Origin of the sequence: Paractinoplanes ovalisporus (assembly GCF_016834655.1) — a bacterium.
GTDB lineage: Bacteria > Actinomycetota > Actinomycetes > Mycobacteriales > Micromonosporaceae > Actinoplanes > Actinoplanes ovalisporus.
Map to the genome: position 1 here is coordinate 462756 of NZ_JAENHP010000002.1, position 18538 is coordinate 481293.

The 18538-nt window shown below is 70.6% G+C and carries 15 protein-coding genes; 10 read left to right on the plus strand and 5 right to left on the minus strand.

Annotated elements, in window-relative coordinates; all coding sequences use genetic code 11:
* Window positions 1-44: 44 nt before the first annotated feature.
* The 3 genes from JIG36_RS08145 (at window position 45) to JIG36_RS08155 (ending at window position 5332) form a co-directional block, all read left to right on the plus strand.
* Complete coding sequence (locus JIG36_RS08145) at window positions 45-1517, plus strand: NAD(P)/FAD-dependent oxidoreductase (protein ID WP_203375416.1); 1473 nt, start codon at window positions 45-47, stop codon at window positions 1515-1517.
* 199 nt (window positions 1518-1716) lie between these two features.
* Entirely contained in the window at window positions 1717-2112 is a 396-nt protein-coding gene (locus tag JIG36_RS08150) for a hypothetical protein (protein WP_203375417.1), read from the plus strand.
* Window positions 2113-2374: 262 nt separating this feature from the next.
* Window positions 2375-5332, plus strand: coding sequence for a sensor histidine kinase (locus tag JIG36_RS08155; RefSeq protein ID WP_203375418.1), 2958 nt, complete (start codon window positions 2375-2377; stop codon window positions 5330-5332).
* 295 nt (window positions 5333-5627) lie between these two features.
* Here the strand turns inward: JIG36_RS08155 and JIG36_RS08160 are convergent, their stop codons facing one another.
* Entirely contained in the window at window positions 5628-7433 is a 1806-nt protein-coding gene (locus JIG36_RS08160; protein WP_203375419.1) for an amylo-alpha-1,6-glucosidase, read from the minus strand.
* A 93-nt stretch (window positions 7434-7526) separates the two neighbouring features.
* Between JIG36_RS08160 and JIG36_RS08165 the strand changes: the two genes are divergently transcribed.
* The 5 genes from JIG36_RS08165 to JIG36_RS51650 all read left to right on the plus strand — a co-directional run bounded on the left by JIG36_RS08165 (window position 7527) and on the right by JIG36_RS51650 (window position 13093).
* Window positions 7527-10148: an MGH1-like glycoside hydrolase domain-containing protein gene (locus tag JIG36_RS08165; RefSeq protein ID WP_307872616.1), complete on the plus strand. Its 2622-nt coding sequence runs from the start codon at window positions 7527-7529 to the stop codon at window positions 10146-10148.
* 96 nt (window positions 10149-10244) lie between these two features.
* Window positions 10245-11438: a glycoside hydrolase family protein gene (locus JIG36_RS08170; RefSeq protein WP_203375420.1), complete on the plus strand. Its 1194-nt coding sequence runs from the start codon at window positions 10245-10247 to the stop codon at window positions 11436-11438.
* Window positions 11439-11514: 76 nt separating this feature from the next.
* Complete coding sequence (locus JIG36_RS08175) at window positions 11515-11766, plus strand: hypothetical protein (RefSeq protein WP_203375421.1); 252 nt, start codon at window positions 11515-11517, stop codon at window positions 11764-11766.
* Window positions 11767-12014: 248 nt separating this feature from the next.
* The gene (locus JIG36_RS51645; protein WP_307872647.1) at window positions 12015-12779 is read left to right on the plus strand and encodes an NAD(P)/FAD-dependent oxidoreductase; all 765 of its coding nucleotides are present in this window, start codon (window positions 12015-12017) and stop codon (window positions 12777-12779) included.
* The gene (locus JIG36_RS51650; RefSeq protein ID WP_236046155.1) at window positions 12779-13093 is read left to right on the plus strand and encodes a sigma-70 family RNA polymerase sigma factor family protein; all 315 of its coding nucleotides are present in this window, start codon (window positions 12779-12781) and stop codon (window positions 13091-13093) included. The genes JIG36_RS51645 and JIG36_RS51650 overlap by 1 nt, the downstream gene beginning before the upstream one ends.
* Here the strand turns inward: JIG36_RS51650 and JIG36_RS08190 are convergent.
* Together JIG36_RS08190 and JIG36_RS08195 are read right to left on the minus strand one after the other, a co-directional pair.
* The gene (locus tag JIG36_RS08190; protein ID WP_203375422.1) at window positions 13080-13475 is read right to left on the minus strand and encodes a TIGR03668 family PPOX class F420-dependent oxidoreductase; all 396 of its coding nucleotides are present in this window, start codon (window positions 13473-13475) and stop codon (window positions 13080-13082) included. The two genes, JIG36_RS51650 and JIG36_RS08190, sit on opposite strands and share 14 nt — an antisense overlap.
* Entirely contained in the window at window positions 13472-14302 is an 831-nt protein-coding gene (locus tag JIG36_RS08195; protein ID WP_203375423.1) for an LLM class F420-dependent oxidoreductase, read from the minus strand. The genes JIG36_RS08190 and JIG36_RS08195 overlap by 4 nt, the downstream gene beginning before the upstream one ends.
* Window positions 14303-14368: 66 nt before the next feature.
* On the opposite strand from JIG36_RS08195, the gene JIG36_RS08200 reads away from it, so the two are divergent.
* Complete coding sequence (locus JIG36_RS08200) at window positions 14369-14569, plus strand: hypothetical protein (protein WP_203375424.1); 201 nt, start codon at window positions 14369-14371, stop codon at window positions 14567-14569.
* Between the two features lie 16 nt (window positions 14570-14585).
* Here JIG36_RS08200 and JIG36_RS08205 read toward each other — a convergent pair whose 3' ends face one another.
* Together JIG36_RS08205 and JIG36_RS08210 are read right to left on the minus strand one after the other, a co-directional pair.
* Window positions 14586-15188 carry a hypothetical protein gene (locus JIG36_RS08205; protein ID WP_203375425.1) on the minus strand — a complete coding sequence of 201 codons (603 nt, stop codon included), beginning with the start codon at window positions 15186-15188 and terminating at the stop codon, window positions 14586-14588.
* On the minus strand, window positions 15185-16048 hold the full coding sequence (locus JIG36_RS08210) for an ABC transporter ATP-binding protein (RefSeq protein ID WP_203375426.1): 864 nt from the start codon (window positions 16046-16048) through the stop codon (window positions 15185-15187). Before JIG36_RS08210 ends, JIG36_RS08205 begins: the two co-directional genes overlap by 4 nt.
* Window positions 16049-16142: 94 nt before the next feature.
* Between JIG36_RS08210 and JIG36_RS08215 the strand changes: the two genes are divergently transcribed.
* Window positions 16143-18476, plus strand: coding sequence for a zinc ribbon domain-containing protein (locus JIG36_RS08215; protein ID WP_203375427.1), 2334 nt, complete (start codon window positions 16143-16145; stop codon window positions 18474-18476).
* Window positions 18477-18538: the final 62 nt, after the last annotated feature.

The window sequence follows — 18538 nt, forward strand, 5'->3', positions numbered from 1 at the left end:
CCGTTGCCGGGGGCCGTGTCGTCGCCGGGGAGGATGAGCCGTCCATGATCGAAAAAAGCCTGGCCGACGCCGAACCCGCCGTCTTCTGGACGACGCGGGGCGGCGCGCCCGACCCGGAACCACCGGTGCGCGACGGCGACTCGGCCGACCTGGTGATCATCGGCGGCGGATTCACCGGCCTGTGGGCGGCCGTGCAGGCGCTGCAGGACGACCCCGGCGCCGACGTGCTGATCCTCGAGGCGGAACAGGTCGGTTACGGCGCGAGCGGGCGCAACGGCGGCTTCGTCAGCGAGTCGCTGACCCACGGCATCGGGCACGGGCAGGCCCGCTGGCCGGCCGAGCAGGCCCGGCTGATCGAGCTCGGACGCCGCAACGTCGCCGAGATCGCCAAGACCCTGCTGGACGCCGCCATCGACGCTGACCTGCGGCTGGTCGGCAAGACCACGTGGGCGACCGCACCGCACCACGTGGGCGAGCTGGCGGCGCTGGCCCGGCTCTATGCGGAAGCAGGGGACCGGGTCACGCTGCTCTCGGCCGAGGAGGGCCGGGCCGACGTGCACTCGCCGACCTACCTGGGCGGGCTGCGCATCCACGAGTCGGGAGGGTTGGTCGACCCGGCGGCGCTCACGTTCGGCCTGGCGCGTCTGGCCGGGTCACTGGGTGCCCGTCGCCACGACAACTCGCCTATCATAGCGATAAAGAACGATAAATCGTGCGTGTCGGTAGAAGTGGAGCCCGGCGGCCGTGGCGTTGCTGACGGCCGTGACGCTGTCGGCGGTGACGCTGGTATGCATCGCGCTTCCGGGGGCCGCAACGTGGCACGGGTTCGGGCGCGGCGGGTGCTGATCGCCACGAACGCGTTCCCGTCGCCGCTCAAGCGGGTCCGGCCGTACGTGCTGCCGGTTTATGACCACGTGCTGGTCACCGAGCCGCTCAGTGCCGCCCAGTGGGAGTCGGTCGGGTGGGCCGAGCGGCAGGGGCTGACGGACAACGGCAACCAGTTCCACTACTACCGGCCCACCGCGGACGGGCGGATCCTCTGGGGCGGATACGACGCGATCTACCACTTCGGCGGGCGGTTGCGGGCGGCGTACGAGCAGCGCGCGGCCACCCACCGGCTGCTCGCGCGGCACTTCTTCGAGACGTTTCCGCAGCTCGCGGGCTTGCGATTCACGCACCGGTGGGGTGGGGTGATCGATTCGACGAGCCGTTTCACCCCGATTTTCGGTACGGCGCATCGCGGCCGGGTGGCGTACGCGGTGGGCTACACCGGCCTCGGCGTGGCGTCCTCCCGTTTCGGGGCCCGGGTGGCGCTCGACCTGCTCGGCGGCCGGCCCACCGAGCTGACCGGTCTGGCCATGGTGCGCCGCCGGGGTGTGCCGTTCCCGCCCGAGCCGGTGCGCTGGCCGGTGGTGGCACTGACCCGGCGGCAGATGGTGCGGGCCGACGCGAACGGGGGCCGGCGCGGCGCCTGGCTCCGGCTGCTCGACCGGTTCGGCGTCGGTTTCGACAGCTGACCCACCCGGCCCTGCCTGTTCCCGGCCCGCGACGGAAGAAAGGGCGGCTCAACGATTTCGATTAATTGCAAGATCCATTCTTTGCGGGTGGAAATGGTTCACCCTAACGTGGCGTGTTTTCGGGCCCGGTAAATGCGACGGCATCCCTAATATCTGCTGCATCGGGCAAAGCCCGGTGAACAGAGAGAAAGGCGTTGTCATGAACAAGGTCACGCGCATGCTGACGATGACCGGCATCGCAGTCGGTGTCGGGCTCACGATGGGCGTCGGCCCGGCGTCGGCCGCCCCGGCGGCTCCGGCCGGCACCGGCCACGCCACACAGGTCCAGGCCAAGGCTCCGAAGTTCAAGACCAAGGAGCGGGTCGTGGGCTACTACCGCTCCGCGCGGGACTGCAACCGCGTCGGCAAGATGGGCGAGTTCCGCAAGAAGTGGGACGACTTCGACTGCGACCGGGTGCAGCGCGGCCCGAAGCGCGGCTGGATCGCCCTGAAGGCGCAGTGGGAGGTCCGCGGCCACGGTCACGGCCCGTGGGGCCAGCCGCAGGGCCCGAAGGGTCACGGCCACGGCCCGCAGGGCCCGCGGGGTCACCGCTGAGCTGACCGGCTCTGATTGAGCGAAGGCCGCACCCGGCACCGGGTGCGGCCTTCGCTCTTTTCTTTTCTTTTGCATATTCACAGTGAATTCACAGAAAAATGGTCGAGCCCGGCCGATGCGAAGTGGCAGTGAATAGCGACGGCTCTTTCCACAAATCAACCGGCAAGTTCTGCCGCTAGTACTTTCGTCTGATCTTTACGCCCGGTCGGGCCGTCGCCGAGTTTTGCTCAAGTAAGCGGGGGCCGGGCCGATCACATGCTTCGTGCTGTCCTCTCCGAGTCTGTCGCCGCAGAGCCCCGCGCGCCTCCGTGTGCTGCGGGCCACAGGTCTGCTCGAAGCCGAACGTGTCGAGGCGCTCGACCGGCTGACCAAGCTCGCCGCCCGCATCCTCGCCGCGCCGACCGCGCTGGTGTCGCTCGTCGACGCCGACCGGCAGCGCTTCGCGAGCGCGTACGGGCTGTCGGGCGAACTCGAGAAGACCCGGCAGACACCCCTGTCCCACTCGTACTGCAAGTACGTGGTGGAGGACCGGGCCGCCCTCGTGGTCGACGACGCCCGCGTCGACGCCCGCCTGCACAACAGCCCCGCCATCGGCGACTACCAGGCCATCGCGTACGCCGGTGTGCCGTTGCGCTCACCCGACGGTCACGTCCTCGGGTCGTTCTGCGTGCTCGACTCCGAGCCGCGGGTCTGGACCAAGGACGACCTGGCGCTGCTGCGTGACCTGGGCGAGGCCGCCGAGTCCGAGGTCGCGCTGCGCCTGTCGCACGCCGAGCAGCGGATCTCGTCGGCCCGCATGCAGGCCGTCGTCAACGGCACCCACGACGCCTACATCTCCACCGACCTCGACGGCACCGTCCTCGACTGGAACGCCGCCGCCGAGCGCATGTTCGGCTACCCCGCCCGCGCGGCGGCCGGCCGCAACATCGCCGACCTGATCATCCCGGAGCGTCACCGCGCCCAGCACCTGGCCGGGCTGCGACGCGTACGGGAAACCGGGGTCTCCGACCTCTCCGGGCAGCACATGCAGATCTCCGCGCTCACCAGCTCGGGCAGGGAGTTCCCGGCCGAGATGACCTTGCAGGTCGTCGCCGAGCCCGGTGGCACCGTCTGCCACGCCTTCATCCACGACATCACCGGCCGGCTCATCGCGGCGGCCGAGATGGAGAAGCAGCGGCAGAAGGCCGACGACGAGCACGCCTTCCTCGAGGCCGTGCTCGACAGCGTCGACGTCGGCATCGTGGCCTGCGACGCCGACGGCAAGCTCACGTTCCTCAACCGGGCCGCGCGCGAGGTGACCGGCCGCGGGGCCAACCCGGACACGCCGATCGACGAGTGGAACGCCCCCTATCGCGTCTTCGAACCCGACGGCCGTACGGTCATGGCCGACCTGCCGCTCAACCAGGCGTACGAGGGCGAGACCGTCCGCGGCCGGCACATGCTGGTCAAGACCGAGGACTCGTGGCGGCGCTTCATCACCAACGGCAGCCCCATCGAGACCCGCGACCACCGCAAACTGGGCGCCGTGATCGCGTTCCACGACATCACCGAGGCGCACCGGGCCGAGGAGCTGCGCCGTGCCCGCCACGCCGTCGCCCAGGTGCTCTCCGACGCCACCAACGCCAAGGACGCCAGCATCGACGCCGTCGCCGCCATCACCAAGGCGCTGGGCTGGACCGTCGGCGAGTACTGGCAGCTCACCGACGACCGGCAGACCATCGTGCGGCACAGCTCGTACGCACACGGCGACCGCGACCTGTCCACGTTCAGCAACGACCGGCCGCTCACCTTCGAGCGCGGCGAGGGCCTGCCCGGCCTGGTGTGGGCCCGCAACGGCGAGGTCTGGTGGAACACCGGCGAGATGCCGTCCGACATGAAGGACCTGGGCCGCGCCGCGCTGCACGAGGTCGGCATGCGCGTGGCCGTCGGCGTCCCCGTGCACTCGGGCCGCCGCGTGCTGGGCGTGCTCGCTTTCTACAGCGACCAGGACCTCCCGTACGACCAGGACCTGGTCGGCATGCTCGACGCGGTCGGCGCCCACCTGGGCCGTTTCGTCGAGCGCCGCTGGGCCGAGGACATGTCGCTGATGCTGGCCGACGCGCGCCGCAACTTCGACCGGATCGTCGCCCAGGTCAACGACTACGTCTGGACCGTCGAGGCGGTCCCGGGCGAGGAGGCCCGGCTCGTCTACGGCAGCCCCAACGGTCGCGCGGTCTTCGGCCGGGAGGTCACGGTCGAGGACCCGACGACGCTCGGCGAACGCGTCCACCCGGACGACGCCGGGATCCTGGACGACTTCCGGGCCAAGCTCGGCGCCGGCGAGCACGCCGAGGTGGAGTGCCGGGTCATCGGGTTCGACGGTGTGGTCCGGTGGATCTGGACCCGTGCCGCGGCCCGGAAAGAGGGCGAGAAGCTGTTCGTCGACGGCCTCTCCACGGACGTCACCGACCGCCACGAACTCTCCGACCAGCGCGAGCGCCTCCTCGACCAGGAACGCGAACAGGTGGAGAAGCTGCGCGAGCTCGACCGCATGAAGGACGAGCTGTCCGCAGTAGTCATCCACGAGCTCCGCAACCCGGTGGGCGTCATCAAGGCGTACACGGAAATCCTGTTGGAAAGCCCCGCCTTGGAGGGACCAGAACGCAAGCAGGCCACGGTCGTCGACCGCACGACCCGGCACCTGCAGGAGCTGGTGGACGACCTGCTCGACCTGGCCCGCCTGGACGCCGGCCACATCAGCATCGACCCCAGCCCCATGCTCGCCGAGACGATGCTCCACGAAATCGTGGACAGCCACCAGCCAAGCGCGGCCGCGAAGAACCTGACCGTGAACGCCACGATCAAGCCGGAGCTGGCCGTCTACGCCGACGCCCAGCGCTTGCGCCAGGCCCTGGACAACCTGCTGTCGAACGCCATCAAATACACCCCCGAGGGCGGCACAGTAACCCTGAGCGCCAACCACTCCGGCGACGAGGTAGCCATCACCATCAGCGACAACGGCATAGGCATCCCCGCCGAGCAGTACCCCCACCTGTTCAGCCGCTTCTTCCGAGCCAGCAACGCCACAAAAGCAGGAATCAAGGGCACAGGCCTGGGCCTGGCCGTAACCAAGGCCATCATCGACGCCCACAAAGGCACCCTCGCCGCCCGCCCATCACCCGAGGGCGGAACCGAGTTCACCCTGACCCTGCCGGCCCCCGTGGTCGATTTCCAGCGGTAACCAGCCTGGTTTGGGTGATCTCCTCGCGACGGCAGCCCCCGCTCATCGTGAGGAAGGGCAGGGCGCAACCGGGGTTTGGTTGCGCCCTGCCCTTCCTCACGATTCGCTTGAGGCCGCCGCCGCGAGGAGACCACCCAAACCCCACGCCCCGCCCCTCGTCTTTGCCCTGGCTTTTCACCGATCTCCGAGCGATGGCCGGGGTCTGGGGCAGAGCCCCAGGGTTTTGGGTTAGGTGGCTGTTGACGGCAGCGAGGTTCTGGTCGCGCTGCCGAGCACTACGCCCCGCCCCGTCTGCTCACAACCGACTAGCCCGCAAAACCTCCGCCACCGACCAAGCCTGGAACGGGCACCCGGTAGCCACATGCGGGGCGTCCCCCTCCGCCGTCTCCGAGATCGAGCCCACCCCGTACTCATTGAGGTGGGCGTCGATGTCCACCACCACCTCCACACCCAACCGGTGCCAGGCAGTCGCATACGGGCCCAGCAACCACGGCCAAACCGTACCCGTGTGATAGGCCGTATCCCGCGAAGCCGGCGTTCCCCGATGTGCTCCCTGATAGCCCGGCGACCCCGGTGCCTGACTGCGCAACCCCAACGGCGTCAACAACGCCGCCCCGATGCGGGAGAGCACCTCCGGGTCCGGGGTCAGCGGCGCATGCGGCAACGACCACGCCAGCAGCTGATTAGGCCGCAGCGTGGCATCGTCCGGGTCCACCACGTCGTAGAGCCACCCCGAGGGCGCGGGAAACCGTGACGCGAAGGCGGCCCGGGCGGTGTCATGCAGCGGGTGCCCAACCGTGGCCAGCGCATTCACCCACAACGCGTTGATATCAACGGCCTTACCAGCGCGCGGCGTAACCGGCACCCCGTCGGCACGGGCGTCCATCCACGTGAGCGCCTGCCCCGGCGACCCCTGACAGAGCAGCCCATCAGCCGGATCGACCCGAATCCCGTAACGCGTCCCCCGCACGTGATGGGAGATCACCTCGAGCAGGTCCGGCCGCAACGAAGCGGCCAGATCCGTGTCACCGGTCAACGCCACATGCCGATCCACCGCGTGCAGAAACCACAGCGTCCCATCCGCCGTGTTGTACTCCACCCCGCCGGTGTCGGCCGTGTTCGCCAGCATGCCTTCCGACAGCGTCTCCCCGTACGCGGAAAGAAGCTCCCGCCCCTCCTCAGCGCGCCCGGTCGACAGGAACAACCCTTCGTAGCTCAGCATCGTGTCGCGCCCCCACGCCCCGAACCACGGGTAGCCCGCCACCACATCAGGACCGGCCGGGGTGCGTACGACAAAGGCATCGGCCGCCAGAGCGAGCGCCGATGAAAACTTTCGATTGCGCGCCCGCGCCGCCCCGACGACCTCAACCGCCGGGGGCGGAGGCTCGCCGGCCGCCCACGCGTCGACCGAAACCGTGTCACCCGGCGAACGGAGCGAAGCGTGGAAGCTCCCCGCGTACCAGAGATCCTCGGTCGGAGTAAGCCCCCGCGCCGCCTCCTCGCGATGCCGCACCCCGCGCCACCACTCACCGCCCCGGCGGAACCCCGGCCCCCGCACCCGGTACGCGCGGTCAACCGTGAACCCGCCGTCGACCGCCTCCACCGAGGGCGGCGGGCCCCCGGCCGTACGCTCGCCGTGCACGTCCCGCCACGTGCACAGCGCCTCCAGCGACAACTCCACCGGCCCGCCGCTGAGCAACCGGTGGACCACCGCGACCGCCGGCTGCCCGTGCACCGTCGCGATCTCGCGTTCGAGCACCACGTCGCCGATCCGCCACCGCCAGCGGGGCAGACCGTCGACCAGTTCGAAGCCGGCCAGCAGTTCGTGCCCGCGTGGGGCGATCGTCCCGTCCGCCCATTCGTGCGTGGCCAGCCGCACCGACACACCCGAGGGCAGTGTGAGCACCGGGTCGAGCGAGGCCAGCCCGAGGTGCCGCCGCGCGGGTGTGCCACCGGCCACGACCAGCAAGCCGTGGTAGCGGCGGGTGCGCAGGCCGCTGACGGTGCCCATCGCATAACCGCCGAGGCCGTCCGGCACCAGCCACTCCCGGGTGGCGCCCTCGTCGAGACGCCCGCACGTCTGGGAGCCGAACGTAGCCATTCGATGACCTCTCGTTGTCGTGCAGAATCATGCGGTGTCAACACATGTAACACCGGGCAGTGAGACTCTGAGAGTCGAGCGGATTATCTAGGGGTGAGGCACGGCGTGGGGGAGCGCTTCCGGCTGGCGCAGGCGGACTCGGGTGAGCAGCCGTGGCGGGCCTGGGGGCCCTACCTGGCCGAACGCGCGTGGGGCACGGTCCGCGAGGACTACAGCGAACACGGCACGGCCTGGGACTATTTTCCCCACGACCACGCGCGTTCGCGGGCCTACCGCTGGAACGACGACGGCATGGCCGGGATCTGCGACGAACGGCAGACGTTCTGTTTCGGGCTGGCCCTCTGGAACGGCCGTGACCCGATTCTCAAGGAGCGCATGTTCGGGCTCGGCGGCGACGGCGGCAACCACGGCGAGGACGCCAAGGAGTACTGGTGGTATCAGGACTCCACACCCACCCACTCGTGGATGAGCTGGCGTTATCACTATCCCCAGGAGCCTTTCCCGTACGACGATCTGGTGCGCGTCAACGGCCGCCGGTCCCGTGAGGAGAGCGAGTACGAGCTGCTCGACACCGGGGTCTTCGACGACGACCGGTTCTGGGCCGTCACGGTCGACTACGCCAAGGCGTCCCCCCGCGACATGTGCATCGCCGTCACAGTGTCGAACCGCGGTCCCGAGGCCGCGACGCTGCACGTGCTGCCTACGCTCTGGTTCCGCAACACGTGGTCGTGGGGCCTGCCCAACCGTCCCGTGCCGAGCATCCAGGGCAGCCCCGGACGGCTGGCCGGCCGGCACCGCACCCTGGGCCACATCGTGCTCGAGGGCGAGCAGGAAGCGCCGCCGCTGCTGTGCGACAACGAGACCAACGCGCAGCGGCTGTGGGGCCTGCCCGGCAAGAGCCTGTTCCCCAAGGACGGCATCAACGACCATCTGGTGGCCGGCGCGCCCACGGTGAACCCGGCCCACGAGGGCACCAAGGGTTCGCTGCACTACGAGCTGACGCTCGGGCCGGGGAAGAGCCGCACGATCCGGCTGCGCCTGACCCAGGACGACGACACGATCGACGGTCTCGACCTGGGTGACGACTGGTCCTCGGTGATGCGCGACCGGCGGGCCGAGGCCGACGAGTTCTTCACCGACCTCATCCCGGCGGCGGCCTCCCCCGATGAGGCGGCCGTGGCCCGGCAGGGCATCGCCGGGCTGATGTGGGGCAAGCAGTTCTACCACTTCGACGTGAAGCAGTGGCTCACCGGCGACCCCGGCTCGGCGCCCCCGCCACCCGGGCGGCGTTACGGCCGCAACAACGGCTGGTGGCACATGAACAGCTTCGACGTGGTCTCGATGCCCGACCCGTGGGAGTACCCGTGGTACGCGGCGTGGGACCTGGCGTTCCACACGGTCTCGATCGCCCGGGTCGACCCGGCGTTCGCCAAGAGCCAGCTGCTGTTGCTGCTGCGTGAGTGGTACATGCACCCCAACGGCCAGATCCCCGCGTACGAGTGGTCGTTCGCCGACGTGAATCCGCCCGTGCACGCCTGGGCCGCGCTGCGGGTCTTCGAGATCGACGGCGGGCGCGACTTCGACTTCCTGGCCCGCATCATGCACAAGCTGCTGCTCAACTTCACCTGGTGGGTCAACCGCAAGGACGTGGGCGGCAACAACGTGTTCGAGGGCGGCTTCCTCGGGCTCGACAACGTGGGCCCGTTCGACCGGTCGGCCGCGCTGCCGGTGGCCGGGGTGCTGGAGCAGTCCGACGGCACGGGCTGGATGGCCATGTACGCGCTGAACCTGCTCGACATGGCGATCCGGCTGGCGCTGCACGACCGTACGTACGAGGACATGGCGACCAAGTTCTTCGAGCACTTCGCGTACATCGCCGAGGCCGCGTACCGGCAGGGTCTGTGGGACGACGAGGACTGTTTCTTCTACGACCAGCTGCGCCTGCCCGACGGTCACAAGCTGCCGCTCAAGGTGCGCTCGATCGTCGGGCTGCTGCCGCTGGCGGCCACCACCCGGCTGTCGGCCGGCACGCTCAACCGGCTGCCCGAGCTGAACGCCCGTCTGCGGTGGCTGCAGGCGTCGCAGGGCGAGTACGCCGACATCATCAGCGCGCGCCGCATCTCGCCCGAGGGACGCCAGCAGCGGCTGCTCACCATGGTCGGCCAGGACCAGCTGCTGCGGGTTCTGGCGCGCATGCTCGACCCGGAGGAGTTCCTTTCCTCGTACGGGATCCGGACCTTGTCCCGTAGTCACCTGGAGAAGCCGTTCACCGTTTCGCTCGGCGGCTCGGACTTCACCGTCGGCTACGAGCCGGCCGAGTCGACCAGCGGGCTCTTCGGCGGCAACTCGAACTGGCGGGGCCCGGTCTGGATGCCGGTCAACTATCTGCTGCTCGAGGCGTTGCGCGAGTACGCGGATTTCTTCGGCGACGACATGAAGGCGGAGTATCCGACCGGGTCGCAGAAGAAGGTGCCGCTGGCCGAGGTGGCCGACGACATCTCCCGGCGGCTGATCTCGCTGTTCCTGCCCGACGCCGACGGCCGGCGACCCATCTACGGCGCCAACCACACCCTGCAGACCCATCCCGACTGGAAAGACCTGATCGTCTTCCCGGAGTACTTCCACGGCGACAACGGCGCGGGTCTCGGGGCGTGGCATCAGACCGGGTGGACCGCGCTGGTGGTCGACCTGATCCTGACGCTGCGCCGGCCATAACGCTTTTCCGTCAGGTCTGCCCGTAGTGCTCGTCTTTGGTTAGCGGGGCTTTAAGGAGCTTCAGACCGGGTCCCGTACGGCGTTAGCGTCGCCGGCATGTCTCGGAAAACGCTCGCGGTACTCGTCTCCGGTGTGGTCGTCGGTGGGCTCGGCGTCCTCGGTGTCACCATGGCCTCGGCGGCCGCGGCCGGGCCGATCACCGGCGCCGGCGGAAAGTGCGTCGACGTGGCCGGCGCCAACTCGGCCAACGGCACCGCCGTGCAGCTGTGGGACTGCAACGGCACGGCCGCTCAGCAGTGGACGGTCGACGGCCGTGCGGTGAAGGCCCTCGGCAAGTGCCTCGACGTGGCGGCGGCGTCACGGGCCGACGGCGCGCGCGTGCAGATCTACGACTGCAACGGCACGGGTGCGCAGCAGTGGACGGTCTCGGGCGGCCGCCTGATCAACAGCGGCTCGGGCAAATGCCTGGACTCGGACGGCGTACGGCTGCAGATCTGGACCTGCCACGGCGGGACGAACCAGCAGTGGACGGTTTCGTCGTCGGCGCCTCCCCCGGTGTTTGAAACGGACAAAAAGGGTGTCAGTACCTGGCAGTTCACCGGGCTGTCGGGGGCCATGAAGGACGTCGGCGCCAACTGGTACTACAACTGGGGCACCAACAACGACGCGATGCCGGCCGACGCCGAGTTCGTACCGATGATCTGGGACGAGAACGTGGTGACCGCGGCCAACCTGGCCAAGGTGAAGACCGAGGGCAGCACCCTGCTCGGCTTCAACGAGCCCGACCTGGCCGGCCAGGCCGAGATGACCGTCGAGCAGGCCCTCGACCTGTGGCCCCAGCTGCAGGCCACCGGCATGCGCCTGGGCGCTCCGGCGGTGGCGTTCGGCGGCAACACCCCCGGCGGCTGGCTCGACCGTTTCATGACCGGCGCCAAGGCCCGCGGCCTGCGCGTCGACTTCATCCCGCTGCACTGGTACGGCTCCGACTTCAGCGCGGCCGCCGCGGGCCAGTTCATGGGCTACGTCAAGGCGGTGCACGACCGCTACAACCTGCCGATCTGGGTCACCGAGTACGGCCTGATGAACTTCACCGGCACCCCGCGCTACCCGAACACGGCGCAGATCACGTCGTTCATCACCGAGTCGACCCGCCAGCTGGAGGCGGCCCCCTACGTCGAGCGTTACGCCTGGTTCTCCCTGCCCGCGGTCGGCGACTCGGTCGACTACGGCCTCTACCGCGACGCCACCACCCCGACCGAGGCCGGAAAGGCGTACCGCGCAGCGGGTTAGTCCTCCGGAGGTCGTGGGTACACAAAGGACAGCGACAGACCCACGACATACTCACGACGGGGAAAGGACAATCTCGATGACTCAGGTGACGACCCGCCGCAGCGGCTCCATCACCGGCGCCCGCGTCTGCACGATTCTCGCCTTCGTGTTCGCCGCAGTGGCAGTGCTGTTCATCCCGGTGGTCTTCGGCCTGGCCGCGGTTGTGCTGGGCCTGGTCGGCGGCTTCCTCGGCGATCGTCCGCTCGGGTGGTACGCCGCCGCGGCCGGCGCTGCCGGAGGCATCCTCGGCGTTGTCCTCGGTGCTCTGGTCATGAACGCCGCAGCCTAGTTCCTCCTTCTCGCGAACGCCCGGCTTCCCGGAAGGGGCCGGGCGTTCGCCTTGTCCGCCCAGCACATCTCCGCGTTGATCGCCGGTTGTCCACAATTCGCGGTCGTCCACAGGCTGGGCGGCCGGGGGCCGTGAAGATCGGTCGAGCCGACGATAATGGTCGGTGGAGGAGGCCCCCGTGGAGGGCGGGCCGCTGAGCTGTGTTGATCTGTGACGTGGGCCACTGAGCGTCACAGCCACACACGCGGATCCCGTCCCGCGGGCATGACTCACATTTCGACACGCTGGTCTGGGCTCTGGGGAGTACCGCCGACACCTCCGAAGTGCCGGGGGCGGCCGAGAACGCGTACACCCTCGACAGCCTGACCGACGCCCGGGCGCTGGCCGACCGCCTCGAACACCTCGACCACGGCGACGTCATGGTCTGCGGCACGGGACTGACCGGGGTCGAGACGGCCGCGGAGATCGCCGAGCGCCACCCCGCCCTGACGGTGCGCCTCGTGGGGCGGGACGAGCCGGGGGCGACCCTTACGCCCAAGGCCCGCGCCTACCTACAGGCCGCGTTGACCCGCTTGCGCGTACGGGTGGAGACCGGCACCGAGATCCGCAAGGTGCTGCCGGGCACCGCCGACGTGGTGGTCTGGACGGCCGGCACCCGCGTCTCACCCCTGGCCGCCGCGGCGGGGCTCGAAGTCGACGACCGCGGACGGATCGTCACCGATCCCGGTCCGCGATCGGTCAACCACCCCCACGTGTACGCGGTGGGGGATGCGGCCGCGGTCCGGCTGGGGTACGGCGTCATGCACGGCACCTGCCAGGGCGGGATGCCGACCGGCGTGCACGCGGCCGTCTCGATCACCCGCCGGCTGGACGGCAAGTACGCCAGGCCGCCCACCGGGCCCGGGAACACGTGCGCGCCCGGCGGCCCCGGTTCAGCGCCGACCGCCGGCACCAGCGCGACGTCACCGACCGTTTCCTGGCCGCGGCGGCCGGCGGCGACATCAACGGGCTGATGGCCCTGCTGGCGCCGGACGTCACCCTGTGGACCGACGGCGGGGGCAAGGTCCGTCAGGCGCGCAAGCCGGTCTCGGGCGCTGACCGGGTGGCGGCGTGGATGGCCGGGGTGGCCAGGATCCCGTACGAGGGCGTCGATCCGGCCGACATGCGGGCCGAGGTGGTCGAGATCAACGGCACCGCCGGCGTGGTCTTCTCGGGGGCCGGCCGCGTGATCGCCACCCTGACGTTCGACCTCGGCCCGGACGGCCTGATCCGCGAGATCTACAACGTCGCCAACCCCGGCAAGCTGCGCGCCGTCACTCGTGGCTGACCCATTCCGACCAGCGCTCGACGGTGATCTCGACGAACGGCCCGGCCGGTGGCGCCTCCCGATACTGCGGATAGCGCGTCTGCAGGGCTTCCAAGCCTTTCCCGTACGTATCCAGCACGCGCGCCACCCCGTCGGCGCGCACCCACCACAGCCGTGACCAGTCCGGCTCGTAATGGTCGGCGAGCACGGTCACCCGGGGTTCGGCCGCGATGTTGGCCAGCCGTCGCAGGGCCCGCGAGCGTTTCGGCTTGCCGTCCACGGCGGACACGATCCGCTCGCCGACCAGCGCGAACACGATCGGTACGAGATGCGGAGCCCCGTCCGGCCCGACCGTTGCCAGCCGGGCCACGGGGACCGAGGCGAACCGTTCGGCGGGTGTCACCGGCCGGTCAGCTCGCCGATGGCCGCCTCCCACTTCTCCAGGGCCGGCTCGACCGTGCTCCACGGCCCCGACGGCAGCCACACCGACACCCGGTCGACGCCGGCCTGCTCGCAGGCTTCGAGCGCCTTGGGGTCGGGCGGGACGCTGAGCATCTGCACCTGCAGGTAGCGGTCGGCGCGGGCGCGCAGCTCGGTGATCCGCTCGAACACGTTCTCGTCGCGCCACTGCGGGAACCAGCCGTCGCCGTGGTCGAGCACCCGGTCGAGCACGGTCGGGCCGCCGCCGCCGATCAGCACCGGCGGGCCGGGGCGCTGGGCCGGCTTGGGCCACGACCAGATGCGGTCGAAGTTCACGTACCTGCCGTGGAAGGTGGCCTCGTCGTGGGTCCAGATCTCGCGCATGGCCCGGATGCGTTCGGTCATGATCGGAACCCGTACGCGGGGATCGGTGCCGTGATTTTGCATCTCCTCGCGGTTCCAGCCCAGCCCGACCCCGAACTCGAGCCGCCCGCCGCTGAGATGGTCGACGCTGGCCACCTCCTTGGCGGTCACGATCGGGTCCCGCTCGGTGACCAGGCAGACGCCGCTGCCGATCCGGAGCCGGCTGGTCGCCGCGGCCGCCGCGGTCAGGGCCACGAACAGGTCGTACGTGTGCCAGTACTTCTGTGGCAGCTGAGGCCCGCCCGGCCAGGGCGTGTCACGGCTGGCCGGGATGTGGGTGTGCTCCGCGAAGAACAACGCCGAGTGCCCACGCTCCTCGACCTTGCGCGCGATCTCGCCCGGCCGCAGCCCGTCGTGGGTGGGAAAGTAACCGACACCGAAGTCCATAGCGGAAGTCTATGAACCATCCGGCTCCGAAGCCCGTGTGAGAGAAAAGCGCGGAGGGAGAGTCTCATGATTCTCGGTATCGCCGTCGGAGCAGCCCTGCTGCTGGGCTTCCTGACCGGTTTCGTGTGCTTCAAGAAGACCAACCAGTTCTGTGGCCGGTGCGGCATCACCCGCGAGTGCCCGGTCTGCGGGCCCGAGCCGGCCCCGGCCCCCAAGCCTCAGCCGGCCCGCCCGAGCCCCTGCCGCGCGCTGGCCCCCACCCACTGACCAGCTCCGGACCGCGTCAGTCGGTCAGGTCGCGGCGGATGGTCCACAGGGCCACGGCCAGGGCGGCGGCGGTGTAGCCGGCGAAGAACAACAGGCCCACGGGGTTCTTGCCGCCGGCGGCGCTCATGAAAGTGGTGAACGGCAGCGGCTCCTCGAAGCGGAACCACAGGCCCTCGAGGAAGACGAACCACGTGCCGTAGCCGATGAACAAGGGGACCGGGCGGCGTACGACGGTGGCGCTGGCCACGCCGAAGATCGCCAGCAGCGGCACGGCCGCCATCGTGCCGGCGAACTGGACGAAGTCGCCGGACAGGATGGTGGTGATGCCGCTGACGGCGGCGACCACCAGGCCGATCAGGATGGCGGCCACGCATTGGGCCAGGAACGCCACCCAGCGTTTCGGCTGGCCCAGGAAGAGCAGCATCGCGGTGTGGTGCTGGTAGTGCTGCGTGGTCGTGACGACCGCGATGCCGAAGACGCCCAGGGCCGCGAACAGCGACCAGAAGTCGACGCTGAACAGCGCGAACGACATGCCCAGGACGACCGCGGCGCCGATCGAGATCCAGCTCGACGGGACGGTCAGGGTGCGGTGCAGTTCGCTGCGCAGGACGGGGATCATGCGGCGCCCGCCAGGTCGAGGAAGAGCTTCTCCAGGCTCGGCGTCTCGGCCGTGAGCTCGTAGACGGGAACCTGCACGCCGAACGCGATCTCGCCCGCGTCCTCGGGGTCGAGGCCGGTCACGAGCAGGGCGTGCCCGTCGGTCGTCACCTGGGCGCCGGCGCGTTCGAAGGCCTGCCACAGCACGTTCGGCTCGCGGCCGCGAATGCGCAGGCGGGTCTCGATCTCGAGCGGGCCCGAGAACCGGACCTGGCCGTCGGCGATGATGACCACCTCGTCGATCAGCAGTTCGAGCTCGGCCAGCAGGTGGCTGGAGATCAGCACCGTGCCGCCGGCCTCGGCGTGGTCACGCAGCAGACCGCGCAGCCAGGCCATGCCGGACGGGTCGAGGCCGTTGGCCGGCTCGTCGAGCACCAGGATCCGCGGCTCGCCGAGCAGCGCGGTGGCCACCGCGAGCCGCTGCCGCATGCCGAGCGAGTAGTCCCCGGTCCGTTGCGTGGCGGCGTCGGCCAGACCGACGTACGAAAGCAATTGCTCGGTTCTCTGTTTTCCCGCCCCGCACAGCAGCGCCTGGGTGTGCAGGTGACCGCGGCCGGTCTGCCCGGGGTGCATCAGGCCCTGCTCCAGCACGGAACCGACCTGCCGCAGGGGCTGCTTGAGGTCCTGATAGCGCTGCCCGTCGACCAGAGCCTGGCCGGCCGTGGGGCGGGTGAGCCCGAGCAGCATCCGCAGCGTGGTGGTCTTGCCCGAGCCGTTCAGTCCGAGGAATCCGGTGACGCGCCCGGGAGCGGCGGTGAAGGTGACGTCCCGTACGGCGTCGACCCGCCCGAACCTCTTGGTCAGTCCCTTGGTCTCGATCATTGCCGAGCAGTATGACGACTCTCGTCAAGAGACTCAGCCCCGTTGAGTACGCGTGCTCACCCCTTCCGGGCACGGGGCGACAAGGATCTGTGCCATGACCTACCCCTGCCCGCACTGCGGGACCCCGGCCTCGCCGGAGAGCGGCTGCCCCTCCTGCGGGCGTGATCCGGACCCGGACGCGATCGAGGTCGTCCGGGCCGACGCCGAGATCGCCGACCTGAACCGGCAGCTGGCCGGGGCCCGTCAGGCGGTCGCGGGACTGGAGGCGACGCTCGGGCAGGTGCTCACCCGGCGGCATCTCGCGGTGTCGCGGGTCCGGGCGAGGCTGGCTCCGCCGGTGCCGGTCAAGGAGACCTCGACCAAAACGGTGCAGACCTCGCTGTTCCTGCTCGGTGGCATTCTGCTGGCCGTCGCGGCGATCGTGTTCACGGCCGTGGCCTGGGACCAGTTCGGCGTCGGCGGGCGTGCCCTCGTGCTGGCCGGGCTTACCGGCGCCGCGCTCGGGGTGCCGTTCCTGGCGCTGCGCCGCCGCCTCACGGCCACGGCCGAGACCTTCGCCGCCATCGGCCTGCTGCTCCTGCTCCTCGACGGGTACGCGGCCTGGTACGTCAACCTGTTCGGTGTCGCCGACGGTTCCGCCTGGGGTTATGCGGGTGCGGTCTGCGCTGTCACGGCCGCCGTCGCCGTGGGGTACGAACACGTCACCGGCCTGACCGGCCCGCGCTTCGCCGCCCTGCTGGTGGCCCAGCCGGTGATCCCGCTGCTGGTCGCGGTGGCCGAGCCCGGCCCGGTGGTCTGGGGCTTCGCCTTCGCCGCGGTGGCGGGCCTGAACGTCGCCGTGTTCGCCCGGGGGATGAAGAGCGCCGGCATCACGGGCAGCCTGGCCGCTTTCGCCGCAGGCGTGCTGGCCCTGATCGCCATGTTCGACACATCCGAGGTCGGCCGGGCCGTTGGCGGCGCCGCCGCCCTGGTGGTCGCCGCGCTTGTGGTGCTGGCCGGTGCTCTGGTGGCGGCCGACCGGCTCGCCCGCGAGATGGCGAGCGGTGTGCTGGTGGTGGCGCTGGCCCTTGCCGCGGGCCGGGTGACCGTGATGCTGACCCCCGGCGGCAAGTACGCGCTGGCCGAGATCGCCGCGGTCGTTCTGGTGATCTCCGCGGTGGTCGTGGTCGTCCCGTGGGCCGGGCTGGGCGCCCGGATCGGTGCCGCGGCCGCGATCGCCGCTCCGGCCGCGTTCGCCTTCGGCTGGACGGTCGTCGAGGCGTTCAACACGGTGCTGTCCGCCCACTTCAGCGAGGACGTCTCCCGGGCCGGAGTGGTCCTCCCGATCGCGCTGGCCGCCCTCGGCGCGGCCGCGGTCGTCCTGCTTCCCGCCTCCTGGCGGGTCTCGGCCGGGCTCGGCACGCTCGCCCTGATCGCGCTCTCCGGCCTGCACCTGCCGTGGTGGTGCGCCCCGATCCTCGACCTCGTGGTGGTGGCCGCCGCCCTGGCCGTCGCGCTGCGCGCGGTGCGGGCCGCGATGATCACGCCGCTCGTCGTCGCCGTCGTCCTGTCCGTGCACGCGGTCGCGACCGGCCTGGCCCGTCCCGAGGTGGCCGCGGCCGTCTTCGCCGCGATCGCCGTGCTCGGCTGCGCCACCGCGGCCCTGGCCCGCGACGACCTGCGGACGGCGAGCCTGCTGGCCGGACTGCTCGCGGTCCCGTTCGCCGCCTGGTCCGGTTCGTCCGCCCTGACCGGCGAGAACCTCCCGCAGATGTTCGCCGTCCTGGCCGTCTCGGCCGCGGTCTTCTTCGTGCGGCGGACCGTGGCCGAGATCGCCGCGCACACCGGGGCGGCCCTGGCGTTGCTGCTGGCCGCGAGCGGGGCCGGCGCGAGCCCGGAGCGGGCCGCGATCGTGTTCGGGCTGTGGGGGCTGGTGCTGGCGACACGGGCGCGGCGCCGGGGCCACCTGTTCGCCGCCGTGACGGCCGAGGTCGTGGCGGGCCTGCTGGTGCTGGCCGGCAACGGTGTGACGACGCTGGAGGCGTACACGGTCCCGGCCGCCGCCGTCGCCCTGCTGGCGGGCCTGCTGTTCGGACGGAACCAGTCGAGCTGGGTCGCCTACGGGCCGGCCCTGGTGGCCGCGCTGCTGCCCAGCCTGGCCTCGGTGTTCGCCGACGACGGTCAGCACCTGCGGCGCCTGCTGCTCGGTGTGGCCGGGGTGGCGGTCGTGCTGGCCGGGGCGGCGCTGCGGCTGCGGGCGCCCGTGCTGATCGGCGGGGGAGCGCTCGTCGCGCTGGCCCTGCACGAGCTGGCCCAGTTCTGGGACCTCATCCCGCGGTGGATCCCGCTCGCCGCCGCCGGCCTGCTGCTGGTGATGATCGCGACGACGCTGGAGCGCCGCCGCCGGGATCTGCACCGATTCCGCAACGCGATTCAGCGCATGAGCTGATTCGCTGTCCTCAAGCAGCGTGACCGGGTGCCGATCAGTGGGGCTCAGCAGGACCAACCCCC

Coding starts and splice junctions, on each gene's coding strand:
- JIG36_RS08145 (WP_203375416.1), top strand. CDS start 45: ATGATCGAAAAAAGCCTGGCCGACGCCGAACCCGCCGTCTTCTGGACG.
- JIG36_RS08150 (WP_203375417.1), top strand. CDS start 1,717: ATGAACAAGGTCACGCGCATGCTGACGATGACCGGCATCGCAGTCGGT.
- JIG36_RS08160 (WP_203375419.1), bottom strand. CDS start 7,433: ATGGCTACGTTCGGCTCCCAGACGTGCGGGCGTCTCGACGAGGGCGCC.
- JIG36_RS08170 (WP_203375420.1), top strand. CDS start 10,245: ATGTCTCGGAAAACGCTCGCGGTACTCGTCTCCGGTGTGGTCGTCGGT.
- JIG36_RS08175 (WP_203375421.1), top strand. CDS start 11,515: ATGACTCAGGTGACGACCCGCCGCAGCGGCTCCATCACCGGCGCCCGC.
- JIG36_RS51650 (WP_236046155.1), top strand. CDS start 12,779: ATGGCCCTGCTGGCGCCGGACGTCACCCTGTGGACCGACGGCGGGGGC.
- JIG36_RS08195 (WP_203375423.1), bottom strand. CDS start 14,302: ATGGACTTCGGTGTCGGTTACTTTCCCACCCACGACGGGCTGCGGCCG.
- JIG36_RS08200 (WP_203375424.1), top strand. CDS start 14,369: ATGATTCTCGGTATCGCCGTCGGAGCAGCCCTGCTGCTGGGCTTCCTG.
- JIG36_RS08205 (WP_203375425.1), bottom strand. CDS start 15,188: ATGATCCCCGTCCTGCGCAGCGAACTGCACCGCACCCTGACCGTCCCG.
- JIG36_RS08210 (WP_203375426.1), bottom strand. CDS start 16,048: ATGATCGAGACCAAGGGACTGACCAAGAGGTTCGGGCGGGTCGACGCC.
- JIG36_RS08215 (WP_203375427.1), top strand. CDS start 16,143: ATGACCTACCCCTGCCCGCACTGCGGGACCCCGGCCTCGCCGGAGAGC.